The sequence below is a fragment of the Faecalibacterium sp. I2-3-92 genome, assembly GCF_023347315.1.
In the GTDB taxonomy this organism is placed as follows: domain Bacteria; phylum Bacillota; class Clostridia; order Oscillospirales; family Ruminococcaceae; genus Faecalibacterium; species Faecalibacterium duncaniae.
On record NZ_CP094470.1, the window covers coordinates 313397 to 330818 of the forward strand.

At 59.5% G+C, this 17422-nt stretch carries 15 protein-coding genes and 1 riboswitch; of the genes, 11 read left to right on the top strand and 4 right to left on the bottom strand.

Features of this window, described 5'->3' with window-relative positions; genetic code table 11:
* Positions 1-178 precede the first annotated feature (178 nt).
* From MTP42_RS01410 to MTP42_RS01430, 5 genes are all read left to right on the top strand, one after another.
* A complete protein-coding gene (locus MTP42_RS01410) occupies positions 179-1762 on the top strand; it encodes a C69 family dipeptidase (protein WP_249257797.1) in 1584 nt (527 codons plus the stop codon).
* Positions 1763-2279: 517 nt separating this feature from the next.
* The gene (locus tag MTP42_RS01415) at positions 2280-3302 is read left to right on the top strand and encodes a threonine aldolase family protein (RefSeq protein ID WP_249257798.1); all 1023 of its coding nucleotides are present in this window, start codon (positions 2280-2282) and stop codon (positions 3300-3302) included.
* Between the two features lie 126 nt (positions 3303-3428).
* Complete coding sequence (locus MTP42_RS01420) at positions 3429-3944, top strand: PTS sugar transporter subunit IIA (RefSeq protein ID WP_249257799.1); 516 nt, start codon at positions 3429-3431, stop codon at positions 3942-3944.
* A 172-nt stretch (positions 3945-4116) separates the two neighbouring features.
* Complete coding sequence (locus MTP42_RS01425) at positions 4117-5463, top strand: dicarboxylate/amino acid:cation symporter (protein WP_207685067.1); 1347 nt, start codon at positions 4117-4119, stop codon at positions 5461-5463.
* Between the two features lie 180 nt (positions 5464-5643).
* Positions 5644-6993, top strand: coding sequence for an MATE family efflux transporter (locus MTP42_RS01430; protein ID WP_442899445.1), 1350 nt, complete (start codon positions 5644-5646; stop codon positions 6991-6993).
* Between the two features lie 110 nt (positions 6994-7103).
* On the opposite strand, the gene MTP42_RS01435 is transcribed toward MTP42_RS01430, so the two are convergent.
* The 4 genes from MTP42_RS01435 to MTP42_RS01450 all read right to left on the bottom strand — a co-directional run bounded on the left by MTP42_RS01435 (position 7104) and on the right by MTP42_RS01450 (position 11451).
* Positions 7104-8144 carry a YeiH family protein gene (locus MTP42_RS01435; protein ID WP_249257801.1) on the bottom strand — a complete coding sequence of 347 codons (1041 nt, stop codon included), beginning with the start codon at positions 8142-8144 and terminating at the stop codon, positions 7104-7106.
* Between the two features lie 95 nt (positions 8145-8239).
* The gene (locus MTP42_RS01440; protein WP_249257802.1) at positions 8240-9034 is read right to left on the bottom strand and encodes a TPM domain-containing protein; all 795 of its coding nucleotides are present in this window, start codon (positions 9032-9034) and stop codon (positions 8240-8242) included.
* A gap of 12 nt (positions 9035-9046) precedes the next feature.
* Positions 9047-10147 (bottom strand): Trm112 family protein, encoded by a 1101-nt coding sequence (locus MTP42_RS01445; RefSeq protein ID WP_249257803.1) that lies wholly within the window; start codon positions 10145-10147, stop codon positions 9047-9049.
* A gap of 14 nt (positions 10148-10161) precedes the next feature.
* The gene (locus tag MTP42_RS01450; RefSeq protein WP_249257804.1) at positions 10162-11451 is read right to left on the bottom strand and encodes an SPFH domain-containing protein; all 1290 of its coding nucleotides are present in this window, start codon (positions 11449-11451) and stop codon (positions 10162-10164) included.
* Positions 11452-11632: 181 nt separating this feature from the next.
* A riboswitch (TPP riboswitch) is annotated at positions 11633-11739 on the top strand.
* Between the two features lie 180 nt (positions 11740-11919).
* On the opposite strand from MTP42_RS01450, the gene thiW reads away from it, so the two are divergent.
* From thiW to MTP42_RS01480, 6 genes are all read left to right on the top strand, one after another.
* Complete coding sequence (gene thiW / locus MTP42_RS01455) at positions 11920-12435, top strand: energy coupling factor transporter S component ThiW (protein ID WP_249257805.1); 516 nt, start codon at positions 11920-11922, stop codon at positions 12433-12435.
* Between the two features lie 12 nt (positions 12436-12447).
* A complete protein-coding gene (gene thiM / locus MTP42_RS01460) occupies positions 12448-13269 on the top strand; it encodes a hydroxyethylthiazole kinase (RefSeq protein WP_249257806.1) in 822 nt (273 codons plus the stop codon).
* Positions 13256-13888: a thiamine phosphate synthase gene (gene thiE, locus MTP42_RS01465; RefSeq protein ID WP_005930122.1), complete on the top strand. Its 633-nt coding sequence runs from the start codon at positions 13256-13258 to the stop codon at positions 13886-13888. Before thiM ends, thiE begins: the two co-directional genes overlap by 14 nt.
* Before the next feature lie 157 nt (positions 13889-14045).
* Positions 14046-15356, top strand: coding sequence for a phosphomethylpyrimidine synthase ThiC (gene thiC, locus MTP42_RS01470; protein WP_249257807.1), 1311 nt, complete (start codon positions 14046-14048; stop codon positions 15354-15356).
* Positions 15357-15534: 178 nt separating this feature from the next.
* Entirely contained in the window at positions 15535-16356 is an 822-nt protein-coding gene (locus MTP42_RS01475) for a Cof-type HAD-IIB family hydrolase (RefSeq protein ID WP_005930117.1), read from the top strand.
* A 17-nt stretch (positions 16357-16373) separates the two neighbouring features.
* Positions 16374-17378 carry a 3'-5' exonuclease gene (locus tag MTP42_RS01480; protein ID WP_249257808.1) on the top strand — a complete coding sequence of 335 codons (1005 nt, stop codon included), beginning with the start codon at positions 16374-16376 and terminating at the stop codon, positions 17376-17378.
* The last annotated feature ends 44 nt before the right edge of the window (positions 17379-17422 follow it).

The window sequence follows — 17422 nt, forward strand, 5'->3', positions numbered from 1 at the left end:
GGGGCGGTTTTTTGCGCTCACGGAGGGGTAGATGAAAAACGCAGTATGAATATATACCATATAAAAACGAATATATGCTAAAATTTCGGGAAAATACTTGCATTTTCATTAAAATGGGTGTATTATAACACCTGCCGACGAAATGCCGACAATCAACAAGAGAGGGATCGATACTATTATGTCTTTGAAGAAGAAAATTGCTGCGGCTTTCATCGCCTGTGCGATGACGCTTGCCGTGGTTCCTTCCGCCTTCGCCTGCACGGCACTCTATGTCGGCAGCGACCTCACCGAGGATGGCACCACCATGTTTGGCCGGATCGAGGATCTGGGCACCAACGATTACAACAAGCTGTTCAACATCAGCCCCGCCGGGAAGCACACCGCGGGCGAGGTGTACGAGGGCTGCTACGGCTTTACCTACACCTTCACCCACGACAGCTACCGCTACACCGCCCGCCGGGACGACAACGGTCTGGGTGTCTGCCCGGACTGCGACAGCACCCACGAGCACACCCCCTATGAGGAGGCTGGCACCAACGAGAAGGGTGTCATGGTCTCTGCCACCGAGTCTCTCTACGGCACCGACGCCGTGCTGAGCGTAGACCCCTATGTGGACAACGGCATTGAGGAAGCCGAGATCACCACGGTGCTGCTGAGCGAAGCTTCCACGGCCCGCGAGGGTGTTGCTCTGCTGACCTCCATCTACGACAACGCCGGTGCAGCCGGCGGCTCCGGCGTGTTCATTGCCGACCAGAACGAGACCTGGTTCGTGGAGAACCTGACGGGCCACACCTACCTTGCCCTGAAGCTCTCCTCCAGCGTGGTCTTCATGCAGCCCAACATCGCCGCTATGGGCAAGATCGATCTGGATGACACCGACCATGTGGTGGCCTCTGCCAACCTGATCTCCGTGGCCCAGAAGGCCGGTACCTTTGTGGGCGACGCCGCTGCCAATGTCATCGATCTGGATGCCTCCTACAACGGCGACATCACATCGGACCGCATGGCAGCCGGCCTGAACTACCTGTACGGCACCGACACCTTTACAAAGGACAACTACAGTGAGACCGACTTTGCCATCAGCAACGTCGGCGAGAACGGTGCCATCGTCCCGGTCTACTCCAACATCCAGCTGACCAAGAAGTTCTCGGTGGAGGATTCCATCCACTTCTTTCAGACCGAGCCCATCGGCAAGACGGGCAATGTGGAGACTCATCTGTTCCAGGTGAGCGCCACCGGCGATCTGAACACCGCCATTACCGAGTGGACCGCTTTTGACGACGACGTGTACAACGCCTTCGTCCCTTACTATCCGATGCTGACCACCGACACCGCAGATGTCTACAAGGTCTCGGTCCATAAGGTCACCCGTTCCGACGAGCAGCCCACCGAGGGCATCTGGTATCAGGATGCCAAGGGCCGCTACTACACCTACCCGGACGACTGGACCGACTCCTTCTACGGCGTGCGTGATGCCCTCTCCAACCTGCTGACCTACGGCAGCAATGGCAATCAGGTCACCGCAAAGGATCAGGCTGCAGCCAAGGCCAGCTACGCCGCGCTCCAGCAGGAGATCATGGCCGACTACGCCGATATGAAGGCCGCCGTTGCCGCCGCCGACACGCTGGAGGCCAAGCAGACTGCCGCCACCAACGCCAGCAATGCCATGAGCCAGAAGGTGTACAACACCACCCTGAAGATGTACAATAAGCTCCAGGCCAAGACGGCCGCCCGGGCATGGGTCAGCTCCCTGCTGCACTGAGGCTTTGCAGCGCCTGAGGCGTTTCCCATAAAACCGCAGCGCCCCCGGTTTCCATGACAGGAAGCCGGGGGCGCTTTGTGCGTGACTGCTCCTTGCAAACGCCGCCCATTCGTTCTATATGACAAGGCAAAACTGCCGGAATTCTATTTGCAGGAAGAAAATTTGGAGAAGATCATTGCGGAGATGGGGTAAAACACACTGGAAATTCACAAATAACGTATCATCGTTACTCCGAACGCTCTGTAATTTTGGCACCCGCCCGGGCTGCGATCAAGAACCCCTGCAAGTAATTGCGTGAGCGCTTGAAAAAGCACAAATAACGCAATCGAACCGCCCCGGTTTCAGTAACAGGAGATCGGGGCGGTTTTTGTGTCATTTGCTGAATCTGAAGGATCCGCTTGTAAAGCTGAGAAAAAGGTGTAATACTTTTCCCCGCCCATGCGGGGGTTCTACATTGACAACCCTGCGCAAAAAGCAGATAATAGGTTTATCTTGAATGCAGAGCGGGGGAAAGTATATGCTGTATTTTGAAAACGATTACTGCGAGGGTGCGCATCCGGCAATCTTACAAAAGCTGGTGGAGACCAACTTTGAAAAGGTCTCCGGCTACGGCACCGATCCCTATTGCGCCAGTGCGCGGGAGAAGATCCGCGCGGCGTGCGGCGCACCGGATGCCGATGTCTGGTTCATTTCGGGCGGCACCCAGAGCAACGCCATCGTCATTGCATCGATGCTGCGCCGCTGGGAGGGTGTGCTGGCCGCATCCACCGGCCATGTGGCTGCCCACGAGGCCGGTGCCATCGAGTTCACGGGCCACAAGGTCATCGGCCTGCCGCACACCAACGGCAAGCTGAATGCCGGGACTGTTGAGGGCTGGTGCAGGACCTTCTATGCCGATGGCAATGTGGACCACCTCGTGTTCCCGGGCATGGTGTACATCTCCCACCCGTCGGAGTACGGCACCCTGTACACCAAGGCAGAGCTGGAAGCGCTGTCCGCCGTCTGCCATAAGTACCACATGCCGCTGTTTATGGACGGTGCCCGTCTGGGCTATGGTCTGGCCGCCGAGGGCACCGATGTGACGCTGGCCGATGTGGCCCGCCTGACCGATGTGTTCTACATCGGCGGCACCAAGGTGGGTGCGCTCTGCGGCGAGGCAGTTGTGTTCCCCCACGGCGCACCGGCTCACTTTATGACCATGGTCAAGCAGCAGGGCGCTCTGCTGGCAAAGGGCCGTCTGCTGGGCATCCAGTTCGATGTGCTGTTCACCGATGACCTGTACCAGACCATCAGCAAAAATGCCATTGAGACCGCCGCCGTGCTCAAGAAGGGACTGGCCGAAAAGGGCTATTCGTTCTTCATGGATTCGCCCACGAATCAGGTGTTCATCGTGTTGTCCAACGAGCAGCTGGCCGCGCTGGAAGGCAAGGCCAAGTTCGGCTTCTGGGAGAAGTACGATGATACCCACACCGTTGTCCGCATTGCCACCAGCTGGGCCACCCGGATGGAAGAGGTGGAGCAGCTGCTGGAGCTGATGTAAGGGCACACCTGCCAAACGGCGGAGCGTCTCTTTGTGCAGGATGCAGATTGTATTTCCCGCGCGGATATGCTATTCTTAACTGGATAAAGGTTGCACTTTGTGCACCGTGGAAGGATGGTTTATATTATGGGCTTTTTTGACAAGCTTTTTGGCGGCAAGGCCGCATCCGAGACGAAATTTTCCGGCCAGAAGATGACGGTCATGCTTCCCATTGACGGCAAGGTGATCCCGCTGGAGCAGCTGCCTGACGAGACCTTTGCCTCCGCGATCCTGGGCCCCGGCTGCGGCGTGGAGCCCACCGGCGACACCGTTTATGCTCCCTTTGACGGCACCGTTACGCAGGTGCCCGAAAGCCTGCACGCCGTTGGTATGATGAGCGATGACGGCATTGAGCTGCTGATCCATGTCGGCATGGACACGGTGGAGATGAAAGGACAGGGCTTTACCTCCCTGACCAAAGAAGGGGCCAAGGTCAAGGCCGGCACCCCGCTGCTGAAGGTGGATCTGGAAGCCATCCGCGCCGCAGGCCACCCCACTGCAACGGCTCTCATCGTGACCAACAGTGATGACCTGCCGGAGATCAGTGTTGTTGCAAACGGCGATGCTGCCGCTGGCACGCCGATGTTCAAGTTCAAGAAATAAGTGAACAGATCCCCCGGAGGCAGAGTGCTTTCGGGGGATTTTTGCGGAGAAAAGTCGTACTTATTTGCAAAAAATGCTGGATTTTGCGCGATTTTCTCTTGCATTGCAGGGGGAGTTGTGCTAGAGTAGGCAAAGTGTGAGCCAAAAACCGGTACTGTGAGAGGAAAAGTATATGGAAACAAAAAAGAAGCACGAATTATCCCTTGCAAAACGCATGGCGATCTCTCTGGTCTGCGGCCTGGTGGCCGGTCTGGCCTTTATGTTCCTGCGGGAGCATCTGAACGCCAGCGGTCAGGCACAGACCTGGACCACCATCAACAACCTGCTGTTCCAGGATATCACCGCCGAGGGCGCTGAGCGTTCCTTTGGCATCTTCTACATCATCGGCCAGCTCTTCATCAAGGCGCTGCAGCTGGTGATCATCCCCATGGTCTTTACCTCCATTTCGCTGGCCATCGGCAGCATTGCAGACACCCGCACCATGGGCCGCATTTCCGCAAAGACCCTGTTCTGGTTCCTGCTGTGCTCCTTCCTGGCGCTGCTGCTGGCAGGCTGTGTGGGCTACGGCACCTACTCCATGGGCCTGTTCAACACCCGCATCGAGGGTCTGGCAGAAGCCAGCGGTTCCACCGGTTCCAACCCCCTGAACGTGGTGCTGAACATCATCCCCTCCAACATCATCACTGCCTTTGGCAGCAATGGCGCTGTGCTTTCCAGCGTGTTCCTGGCAGTGGCCATCGGCCTGAGCATGAACACCCTGGGCGAGAGCCGCACCGCGACCCTGCGCCGCCTGCTGGGCGAGGTCAACGATGTGGTGGTCGTGTTCCTGAACTTCATCGTCAGCAACTTTGCTCCCTTTGCAGTCTTTGTGCTGCTGACCCGTACCTTCGCCATCTACGGCATCGATTACCTCAAGCCCGCGCTGGTCTATGTGGTGGTCACGGTGGTCCTGCTGCTGGCCTTTCTGATCATTGCCTACCCGCTGGTCATTGCACTGGGTGCCAAGCTGGACCCTTTCACCTTCATCCGCAAGATCGCCAACGTGGCAGTGTTTGGCTTCTCCACCTCCTCCAGCGCCGCCACCCTGCCCCTGAACATCAAGGTGTGCGAGGAAGAGTTCGGCGTGGATGAGAGCATCGCTTCCTTCGTCCTGCCGCTGGGCATGACCATCAACATGGACGGCACCGCCATCATGCAGGTCATTGCCACCGTGTTCATTGCAGGCTGTGCCGGTTACACCGTCACCCCCGGCCAGCTGGTCGTGGTCGCCCTGCTGGCCCTGCTGGCATCTGTGGGTACCCCCGCCGCTCCCGGCGCTGGGGCTGTCATCCTGTTTACCATCTTGTCCGGCATGGGCTTCGTCAACGACGGCGCTCTGCTGGCCTACTCCCTGATCCTGGCCATCAACCGCCCCATCGAGATGCTGGTCACCTCCCTGAACGTGGTGGGTGATGCAGTTGCCAGCATCTGCGTTGCCAAGAGCGAGGGCCTGCTGAACGAGGAAACCTTCAATAAGTAACAATACGCCGTAACAGGCGCAGCAAAAACTCCCATGCACAGCATCTTCCGATGTGAGCATGGGAGTTTTTTGTGTGGTAGTATTTGTGAGGAGAGTGTGGTATACTCGGCTCAGTTCAATAACTCGGAGGTTGTGAAGGCAAATAAAGCGGATACCACAATACAAGTACCAAGGAGGAATATGAGAATGTCGAAAGATGAGTATTTGATAACCGATACGCCCCTCAAAGCGTTGACGGTTTTTGCAATGCCGATGATTCTTGGGAGTTTTTTTCAGCAAATATACAATATGGCCGACTCCATTATTGTCGGCCAGTTTGTTGGTTCTTCTGCACTTGCAGCTGTCGGTGCCTGTGCAGCATTGACCAATGTGTTTATTTGTGTGGCACTGGGAGCCGGCGTAGGTGCCGGTGTGCTGGTGAGCCGCTATTTCGGTGCCAAAGAATATGGCAAAATGAAAACCATTGTGTCAACGTCCTTGCTCAGTTTTTTGATTCTGAGCATTGTCCTTGGCGTTTTTGGCTTATGCTTTTCCCTCCCGATGATGCGGGGCTTGCAAACCCCTCCCGACATTCTGGATGAGGCGGTGCTGTATCTGCGGGTCTATTTTGCGGGCTTTCCGTTCTTGTTTATGTATAACATTCTCTCCAACATGTTCACCTCCATCGGTGAATCAAGAATTCCCTTGGCACTCCTGATTTTTTCTTCTGTCCTGAATATTTTTATGGACCTTTGGATGGTTGCTGGGCTTGGTCTGGGCGTGTTCGGTGCCGCTCTTGCAACCTTGATTGCCCAAGGCATTTCCGCTGTATTTTCCTTTCTGATTTTTCTTCATCGGATGCGGCGATACGAGAGCCCATTTCAACGATTTGACTGGCAGGGGCTGCAATCCATGCTGCAAATTGCCGTGCCGTCGATTCTTCAGCAGTCTACGGTGTCCATCGGTATGCTGATTGTACAGGCAGTTGTAAATCCATTCGGTACACAGGCGCTGGCAGGCTATTCGGCGACGATGCGAGTAGAGAATGTGTTCTCTTTGATTTTTGTCTCCATCGGCAATGCGGTTTCGCCGTTTGTTTCCCAAAACCTTGGCGCAGGCAAGCCCCAACGCATCAAAAAAGGGTACCACGCTGCACTGGTGCTGGATCTGTGCTTTGCAGCCATTGCGTTTGTGGTCATTGAAGCGCTGCACACGCAGATTTCCTCGCTGTTCTTGGGAAAAGACGGAACGGCGTTGGCCTATCAGGTGTCTGGTGACTATATGAGGTGGCTTGGTTACTTTTTCATCTTCATGGGTATCAAGATGGCAACCGATGGAGTCCTTCGCGGTCTCGGAATTATGCGTCCGTTCCTCGTTGCAAACATGGTGAACCTTGCGATTCGTCTGTCCGTTGCCCTGATCTGTGCACCGCGTTTCGGCATTGCCTTTGTCTGGCTTGCTGTACCAGCTGGTTGGCTTGCGAACTTCTTAATCTCCTATGGGGCTCTCAGGAGATCATGGCCGACTGATAAAATGGCATCAACCAGATAACTTCGCGTTTGTGGAGCGAAGCAGAACAATAAAAGAGCAGTGCTTCCGGTGGGTGGACCCATTGGAGAGCACTGCTCTTTCTTTGTAGGAAAATTCAGCTGGCAGGAGCGTTACAGCGTGCCGTAGGGTGCAATGCCGATCATGTACTCAACGCCAATGGCGACCAGAACGACCAATGTGGAGATGATGAAGCCGTGCAGCATGGGCTTTGCGCCGGAACGGCAGAGAGATTTAAAGTTCGTGTTCAGACCGATGGCCGCCAGGGCCGCGACCATCAGAAACTTGCTGATGGTCTTCAGGCCGGAAACCAGCCCGGCGGGCAGAAGGCCCAGACTGGTCAGCAGGGACATGGCAAGGAACGCAAGGATGAACCAGGGGAAAATGGAACGGATGCGCACCTTGACACCGTTGGCCTGAGCACTCTCTTTCTTTTTCAGGTGCAGGTTGATGGCGGCAAAGACCAGAACAGCCGGAATGATCGCCAGCGTGCGGGTCAGCTTGACCATCGTTGCAAAGTCGCCGGCTGCTTCACTGAAAGCGTAGCCGGTGGCTACAACGCTCGAAGTATCATTGACCGCCGTACCGGCCCAGAGACCGAATGCGGCATCGGAAAGCCCAAGCCACCGGCCAAGGAGCGGGAACACAACGATCATCGCCGTATCGAACAGGAAGGTGGCGGACATACCGTAGGCGATGTCCATGTCATCGGCCTCGATCACCGGCGCAATGGCGGCAATGGCAGAGCCGCCGCAGATGCCGGTTCCGGCGTTGATCAGGCTGCTGGTTTTCCAGTTGAGCCCGAGCGCTTTGCCGATCAGCGCGCCCAGCCCAAAGCAGGTGGCCAGGGTGAAGAGCATGACCGTCAGCGAAAAACGGCCCACGGTCAGCACGGTGCGGATGTTCAGGCTGGCACCCAGAAGGACAATGGCGAATTTCAGGACCTTCTTAGAGGTGAATTTGATGCCCGGCGCGGTTGTTTTGTTGGGCTGGAAAAACGCATTGATAGCCATGCCGATAAACAGGGCGATGACTGATGCGCCAATGAGGTGGAGCCCGGCGCTGCTTTCCAGCGTTTCCAGCCACTTGGCGATGCAGGCGATGCCCAGTGCCAGTGCGGCTCCGGGAATCAGGGCGGTGATCTTCTTTGACATTCGTTGGGTTTCCTTTCTTTTGCATGTTACACGGAAATAAAAACAAGCGAAAACCACCGGCAGAACCGGTGGTTTATTGCTGGAGAAAAGGGCGCTCAGAACGAGCCGCCGGAGGAGCCGCCAAAGCCGTCGCTGTCCACGGAGGAGCCGCCGGAGCTGCTGCTCTCCTCGTGGGGCGGATCGTAGACCTGCACGCGGTCGGTGTGGGTGTAGTTGTCCACCTGCACCCGCAGCTTTAAGCCTGCACCGATGTAATCGTTGGCCTCAGTCTTGAGCCGGGCTGTTTTCATCTGGCTGTACAGCACGCCGCAGACGATACCGGCAATGATCATGGGCACGCCGATGACGATGAGGAGCAGGATGGGCCAGCCGCTGGTATCGTTGTCAACATCCAGCGGTTCGCCGTGCTCAGTGTAGAAATCCAGCGTGTCGGCGCACATGGAGAGGTACTCGGAGGCGGCCTCGGCCCAGTCGTTGTCCGAGAGATAGGGAACAACGGCATCTTCGATCTGCTCGATGCGGTAATCGGTAAAGGCTGTCACACCGCCGCCGTAGGTGATGGTGACATACTTGCGGGAGCCGACTGCCAGCAGGAAGAGGATGCCGCTCTGTTCAGAGCCGCTGCCCAGACCGTTGGCAAGGTAGTAATCTTTGGCGTACTGGCGCTGGTCGGTGTCACCGATGCTGTCCACTACCAGAAAATATACGTCGCAGTCGTGGCCGTCGCTGGCGGCTTCGGCGGAAGCTTCCAGCTGGCTGTAAGTATCCGCATCGAACAGGCCCATCTCGTCCCGCACCAGCGGTGCGGCGGCAAAGGCGGGGATGCTCAGGCAGAGCGCCAGCACCAGTGCGGCCAGCAGGGCAGCAAAGCGTTTTGCAGTGTGTTTCATTCTGCCACCCCCTTATAACAACAGCAGGAACGCCAGCACTGCCATCAGGGGCAGGCTGATGCCCGCAAACCACGCGGCCACCCGGCTCTTGTCCACCGGCAGGTCGCCGATGAGCCGCCCGGTCTGCCCGTTCATGGCGAACAGGAAGTCCTTGTCCTTCCACCGGGTGTGGAGCATCCAGACCGGCAGCAGGGCGTAGTGGGCGTGGGTCATATCCACGTTGATATTCTCGGAAATGGGGTGGATCTCGCTGTAGCCGCCGGTGGTGGCGTGGAGCGCATCGGCCGTGGAGTTGTACATCCGGCGGTAGGCGCGCTCGGCGCAGGCATCGGCATCCTCGTCATACCGGTCGGCCAGATAGCCGGGCAGGTAGGCCGTGGAGAAGGGCTTCAGGTCACCGTAATCAAAGGGCTCAATGGCATCCATGTGGGTGTTGGGCATCTTGCTGGAGCCGTCCACCGGCACCTTGGCAAAGGCGGCCGAGCCCTCGCGGCGCACATCGTAGTGCTGGGTGGTGGTCACCATGTAATCGCCCTCGCGGTGGCTCTCGGAGTTCTGGCCCTCGTACCGGCCGCGCGCGTCGGCCTTGGCATCGTAGAGCCAGAAGGGGACATATACGCCCTGGATCTCCGCGATGTGGTTTTGGCTCTTGAACGCCTTGGGCAGGAAGGCCTTGCCCTTGTAATATCTGGTCAGCTGGGCAATGGCGGCCTTTTTGTCCAGCTTGAAGGGCAGGATGTACTCCGGCTTCAGCTTGCCGGAGAGCTTGCCGCCCAGCACTGTGGGGTTGCCGCAGTAGGGGCAGGTGGTGGCGGCGGTGGTCTCGTCACAGACCAGCTCGGCCCCGCAGGTGGGGCAGGAGTAGCTGTTCAGGCCCTCCGCCTCGGCCTCGCTCCACACCGGGCTGTCCTGCCGGGGCAGGCGGGCGGCTTTTTTGGCATCGCCCTCGGCGGCAGTGTCGGCAGCGGCCTGCTTTTTGGCGTAGCGGGCCTCGATGTCCTTTACGTCGTAGGCCGAGCCGCAGTAATCGCAGACCAGCTTGCCGCTGGCACCATCGTAGTGCAGGGGGCCGGTACAGGCCGGGCACTGATAATTCGTTGTCTTTTCAGCCATGCGTCAGACCCCTCTCAGGCCCCAAAGGGCTTGCCGCACTCGGGGCAGAACTTGGGCGGGTTGGCCGGGTCGGCGGGTACAAAGCCGCAGTTGGCGCACTTGGCGGCGGGCCGGGGTCTGCCGCACTCCGAGCAGAATTTGCCGCTGTTCTTTGCACCGCAGCTGCACACCCAGACAGCCGGGGCTTCGGGCCGGGGCTTGCCGCATTCGGCACAGAACTTGCCCGTGTTACCGGTGTGGCCGCAGCTGCAGGTCCAGCCAGCGGCCGGTGCGGCCTGAGGCTGCGCGGCGGTCTGCTGGCCGCCCATCTGGTAGAGATCCCGGGCGTTGACACCGCCCGCTGCAGCAGCCTGGTTCATCCCCATAAAGGCCATGGCGGGGCCGGTAGCGGTGTTGGAGGCGGCAGCCTGCATGGCGGAGGCCTGTGCGCCCACCAGATGCGCGGCGGCGCGGGTGGGGTCCATAAAGGCCGCACTGCGCTGCAGCTCCTTGATCATCTGCTCGTCCTCTTCGCTGGCCTTGACACCGGAAACGCCCAGAGAGACGATCTCGATGCCGCGCAGCCTGCTCCACTTGGCGCTCAGCTCCTGATTCAGGGCCTCGGCCAGCTCGGCGGTGTGGCCGGGCAGGGCGGAGTAGCGGATGCCCTGCTCGCTGATCCGGGCAAAGGCGGGCTGCAGGGCGGTCATCAGCTCGGTTTTGAGCTGGCCGTCCAGCGCGTCGCGGGTGTAGGCGTTTTCCACATTGCCGCAGACATTGGTGTAAAACAGGATGGGGTTGACCACCCGGTAGCTGTATTCGCCGAAGCACCGGATGCCGATGTCGATATCGATACCGGCGCGCTGGTCCACCACCCGGAAAGGCACCGGGTTGGGGGTGCCGTACTTGTTGCCGGTGAGCTCCCGGGTATTGATATAGTAGATGCGCTGGTCGGAACCGGCCTGCCCGCCAAAGCTGAATCGCTTGCCCAGCTCGGCAAACACGCTGTCGATGTTCTTCAGCCCGCCGCTGAGCAGGGAGGGCTGGGTGCCGGTGCTGTAGGTGTACTCGCCGGGCTCGGCACAGAGGTCCACCACCTTGCCCTGCTCCACAATCAGCACGCACTGGCCGTCGGCCACGGCGATCACAGAGCCGTCCGAGATGACGTTTTCGCTGCCGTGCCGGTTGGCGGAGCGGCCGTTGGTCCGCTTCTGGCCCTTGACGGCCAGCACCTCCGCAGGCAGAGCGTCACAATAAAAATATTCCTTCCACTGGTCGCCCATCACGCCGGATGCCGCGCCCATGGCTGCTTTGATGAGACCCATAACTTCAATCTCCTTTTGTGCCGGGCAGTGCCCCAAAGCGGGAAATGGCTCCCCCGGGCGCTGCGAAATTTGGGATAAGTATAACATAATCCGGAAAATTGTAAAAGCGATTTGGCAAAAAGGCGAAAGAAAAACTTGTTCTTGCTTTTTTGCCCCGGCGGGTGTACAATACCCTACGAAAAACAAAACACAGGGGAGCTCGTAAGGCGGGCTGAGAGGAAGTAACCAAACTTCGACCCTTGACCTGATGCGGATAATGCCGCCGTAGGAAGTCATAGGAAAATGATTTTTTGCAGGAGGCACCGCTGTGGTGTCTCCTGTTTTTTGTTGCCGCAAGCCGCCGCAACGGGCGGCTCCGGGCTGAGGGGGAGCGCCCTGAGCCTTGAAATAACTGCGATGGGAAGCCGTGTTCCGGCGTGAGAGGAGGCCAGCAAGCCTCGACCGCTTTTTGAGAAAGAGGAGTTTCCAATGAAAAAATTCTCTGTGAAAAAGCTGGCTCTCGCTGGAATGTTCTGCGCCCTGTGCGTGGTGGGCAGTGTGTTCAGCTTCCCGATGTTCGGCAGCAAGTGCGCCCCTGTGCAGCACATGGTCAATGTGCTCTGCGCTGTGCTGCTGGGGCCCTGGTGGGGCGTGGGCGTGGCCTTTGTGGCTTCGCTGCTCCGCAATATCCTGGGTCTGGGCAGCCTGATGGCCTTCCCGGGCAGCATGTTCGGTGCCCTGCTCTGCGGCCTGGTCTACGCAAAGACCAAAAACCTGATCGCCACCCTGGTGGGCGAGGTGTTCGGCACCAGCATTCTGGGCGGCCTGTGCGCTTACCCGGTGGCCATCTGCCTGATGGGCAAGAGCGCCGGTGACATCGCGTTCTATGCCTACATCGTGCCCTTCCTCATCTCCACCGCTGTGGGTGCGGTCATTGCGGGTGTGCTGGTGTACAGCCTGCAGCACTCCGGTGCCCTGCGCTCCATGCAGAACAGCCTTTCCTGACGGGGGTGCGTCATGTTCGCAGAGCAGTTTGCCAATGTCCGCACCAAAAGCCCCCTGATCCATAATATCACCAACTACGTCACCGTGAACGACTGCGCCAATATGGTGCTGGCCTGCGGTGCTTCGCCCATTATGGCCGACGATGCCGCCGAGGTGGAGGACATCACCACCATCTGCGGCGGGCTGAACATCAACATCGGCACCCTGAACAGCCGCACCATTGAATCCATGCTCAGGGCAGGCAAAAAGGCCAATGCACTGGGCCACCCCGTGGTGCTGGACCCTGTGGGCGCAGGCGCTTCCGCCCTGCGCACCGAGACGGCCTACCGCCTGCTGGACGAGGTGCGGTTCACGGTCATCCGGGGCAATATCTCCGAGGTAAAGACGCTGGCTTCCGGCGCGGGCACCACCAAGGGCGTGGATGCCGATGTGGCCGACAGGGTCACCGAGGAAAACCTGGACGGCGCGGTGGCCTTTGCCAAGGCATTTGCCGCAAAGACCGGTGCCGTTGTGGCCATTACCGGTGCCATTGACATCGTGGCCGATGGGGCAAAAGCCTACTGCATCCGCAACGGCCACCCGATGATGAGTGCCATCACCGGCACGGGCTGCCAGCTCTCTGCCCTGACGGCGGCCTTTATCACCGCCAACCCCAGCCAGCCGCTGGAGGCTGCGGCTGCCGCCGTCTGCGCCATGGGCCTTGCGGGCGAGATCGCCCATGCACGGCTGACCCCGCTGGACGGCAACGCTACCTACCGCAATTACATCATTGATGCCATTTATCATATGACTCCGGCTCAGCTGGAAGAGGGTGCCAAGTATGAAGTGCGCTGAAGAATATATGCGGCTCTACGCCGTCACCGACCGTGCCTGGGTGGGCGGTCAGACCCTCTATCAGCAGGTGGAGAGCGCCCTGAAGGGCGGCGTGACCTGTGTTCAGCTGCGGGAAAAGGAACTGGACGAGGAAGCCTTCCTGAAGGAGGCATTTGAGCTCCACGACCTGTGCAAAAAATACAATGTGCCCTTTTTCATCAACGATAACGTGGACATTGCCATCCGCTGCCACGCCGAGGGCATCCATGTGGGGCAGGAGGATATGGCCGCTGCTCAGGTGCGCCAGCGCGTGGGCGATGAGATGATGATCGGCGTATCCGTCCACAGCGTGGAGGAGGCTCTGGAGGCCGTCCGGCACGGTGCCGACTGTCTGGGCGTGGGTGCAGCTTTCTCTACCCACACCAAGGCAGACGTGGACGTTCTGCCCGAGGGCATGATGAAAGCTATCTGCGATGCCGTGGACATCCCCGTTGTGGCCATCGGCGGCATCCACAAGGAGAACCTGCTCCGGCTCAAGGGCACCGGCGTGAACGGTGTGGCCCTTGTCAGCGCGATCTTCGGCGCGGAAGACATCGAGGCCGAGTGCAGGGAGCTGAAGGCACTGGCGGAGCAGCTGTAAGGCGGCTCGCCCTCTCAGTCATCGCCGGCGCGATGCCAGCTTCCCCAAAGGGGGAGCCAATTGCGCACAGAGGAAAGGCTGCGCAAAAACCTATTTCCGGTACGTTCAGCGCGCAAAGCGCTGTTCAAGATAAAAGAAACATTTGGAGGAAAGTACCATGCAGAACTACACCACACAGATGGACGCTGCCCGCAAGGGCATCGTCACGCCGGAAATGGAGATCGTGGCCAAAAAGGAATACCGCACCACGGAGGAGATCCGTCAGCTGGTGGCTGAGGGCAAGGTGGCCATTCCCGCCAACAAGCACCACACCTGCCTGAACCCCGAGGGCATCGGCTCCATGCTGCGCACCAAGATCAACGTGAACCTGGGCGTTTCCCGCGACTGCAAGGATTACAACGTGGAGATGGAAAAGGTGATGAGCGCCGTCAATATGGGCGCGGAAGCCATCATGGATCTGTCCAGCCACGGCAACACCCAGCCCTTCCGCCAGAAGCTGACCCACGAGTGCCCCGTGATGATCGGCACTGTGCCCGTGTACGATTCCGTCATCCACTATCAGCGCGACCTTGCTACCCTGACCGCGCAGGACTTCATCGATGTGGTGCGCCTGCACGCTGAGGACGGCGTGGACTTTGTCACCCTGCACTGCGGCATCACCCGCAAGACCATCGAGCAGATCCGCACCCACAAGCGGAAGATGAACATCGTCAGCCGCGGCGGCTCTCTGGTGTTTGCCTGGATGAGCATGACCGGCAACGAGAACCCCTTCTACGAGCACTTTGACGAGATCTGCGAGATCTGCGCCGAGCACGACGTGACCATCTCGCTGGGCGATGCCTGCCGCCCAGGCTGCCTGGCCGATGCCACCGATGTCTGCCAGATCGAAGAGCTGGTGCGTCTGGGCGAGCTGACCAAGCGCGCCTGGGCACACAACGTGCAGGTCATGGTGGAGGGCCCGGGCCATGTGCCCCTGAATCAGGTGGCCGCCAACATGGAGGTGCAGAAGAGCATCTGCATGGGCGCTCCCTTCTATGTGCTGGGACCCCTCGTCACCGACATTGCCCCCGGTTATGACCACATCACGGCTGCCATCGGCGGTGCCGTTGCCGCCATGAGCGGTGCAGCCTTCCTGTGCTATGTCACCCCCGCCGAGCATCTGGCTCTGCCCAACGTGGACGATGTGAAGCAGGGCATCGTGGCCTCCAAGATCGCCGCCCATGCGGCCGATATCGCCAAGGGCATCCCCCATGCCCGGGATATCGACGACAAGATGGGCGATGCCCGCCGCGTGCTGGACTGGGATGCCCAGTTCGCCTGCGCTCTCGACCCCGAGACCGCCAAGGCCATCCGGGATGCCCGCCTGCCTGAGGATGACCACAGCGACACCTGCTCCATGTGCGGCAAGTTCTGCGCCGTCCGCAGCATGAACAAGGCGCTGGCCGGGGAATACATCGATATCCTGTAACACCGCGTTTTCTTCCTTCTCAGCCGTCCGGTTTTGCTCGCCGGGCGGCTTTTTTGCTTGTCCCTGGGCGGGGAACAGGTTTCCTGCTTTACAGAAAAGGGAAAGCATTGTAAAATAGATGGGTAAGTAATAAAATATCCGGCGGGAAGCCCCTGCCTGAGAACGAGGAATAAAAATCATGGCAAGATCGAATATCCGGGTGCTGGCTCTGGACTTGGACGGCACCCTGACCAATGACGAAAAGATCGTTACCCCCCGCACCCGCGCGGCGCTGGATGCCGCCGCCGCACAGGGTGTGACCATCGTGCTGGCCTCCGGCCGCCCCACAGCGGGCATTCTGCCGCTGGCAAAGGAGCTGGGGCTGGACAAAAAGGGCGGCTGTGTGCTGGCCTACAACGGCGGCAAGATCGTGGACTGCGTGACCGGCGAGGCTTTGTATCAGGTGCAGCTGGGAGCGGAGTTCGTCCCGGAGCTCTGCGAATTTGCAGCCCGGCAGGATGTGGCCATCCTGACCTATAACAGCGAGGGCATCGTGTGTGAGCGGGATCAGGACGTGTGGGCAAACAAGGAGTGCTTTACCACAAAGCTGCCGATGCTCCATGTGGATGATCTGGCCTCCTATGTGGACTATCCGATCTGCAAAATGCTCATCACCCTTGACCCTGCCCGGCGGGATGCTGTCTGTGCCGCCGGAAAGGAGCAGTTTGCGGGCCGGATCGACCTGTACCCCTCCAGCCCCTTCTTCATCGAGGCCGTGCCGCTGGGCGTGGCAAAGGACAGGAGCCTTGCCGCCCTGCTGGAGCGGATGGGCCTGACCCGGGAGAACCTGATGGCCTGCGGCGACGGCCTGAACGACCGCTCCATGATCTCCTATGCCGGGGTGGGCGTTGCCATGCAGAATGCCGAGGATGCCGTCAAGGCTGTGGCCGATTACGTCACCGCCGCCGACAACAACCACGACGGCGTGGCCGAGGCCATCGAAAAATTTATCCTGAACTGAGAGGAACACAAACAACAATGCCACGCAATCTGGTTTTATTTGATCTGGAATGGAACATCGGCTATAAGCCGTATCCCTTTAATTATCATGGCGTGCAGCAGACCTTCCGGGGCGAGATCATCGAGATCGGCGCGGTGAAGATCGACGAGGATGCCAACGTGCTGGATACCTTCTCCATCCACCTGCGGCCCCGCATTTTCCGCACCCTGCAGCACCACATCGCCAAGGTGACGGGCCTGACCCAGGCCGACCTGGACCGGGGCGAGCCCATCGTGCAGGGGCTGCGCCGCTTTATGCAGTGGTGCGGCCCGGATGCCGAGTTTGCCGAGTGGGGCATGGATGACGTGCCGGTGCTCAAGCAGAACCTTTTCCTCTGCAATCTGGACGAGAGCCGCCCCACCCAGTGGTATGATCTGCAGCAGATCTTCCTGCGGGAGCACCCCCGCAAGGAGGGCGAGGGCATGACGCTGGAAAGCGTTGTGACCCGGATGGGCATCCCGATGGAGCGCCCGTTCCACGATGCCCTGTCCGATACCCTTTACACCGCCGATGTCTGCCGCAAGCTTGACCTGCGGGCGGGTCTGGCGGCCTACCCCACCGAGGAGGAATCCCTGCGGGCGAGCCTCTGCCCCGCCCCCGGCGATTACCGGGACTTCCGGGTGTTCCGCGGCTATGTGGAGCAGTCCACCTGGCGCAGCGACCCAAAGATCATCACTGCCAGCTGCCCGGTGTGCGGCGGGGATCTGCAGCCGGATGATATCTGGCTGAAAAAGGGCAACAGCGGCTGGTATACTCTGTCTGTCTGCCCTGCCTGCGCCGGTACCGGCAATGAGGTTGGAAAGGGCGTATTCCAGCGCTACAAGCTGGCCCGGCGGGACGGCCTGCACTGGAGCTTTGCCCGCTGTGTCCAGATCCCGGACGAAGCCGGACTTGCCCGCTGGGAGCGGATGCGCGCCCAGCAGATCGAGCGGATGCAGGCCCGGGCCGAAAAGGCCGCCGCTGAAGCCGCCGGAAAAGCATAAAGATCCCCGCCCTGTGCAGGAAAGGCCCCCGCAGTCTCGTAGTA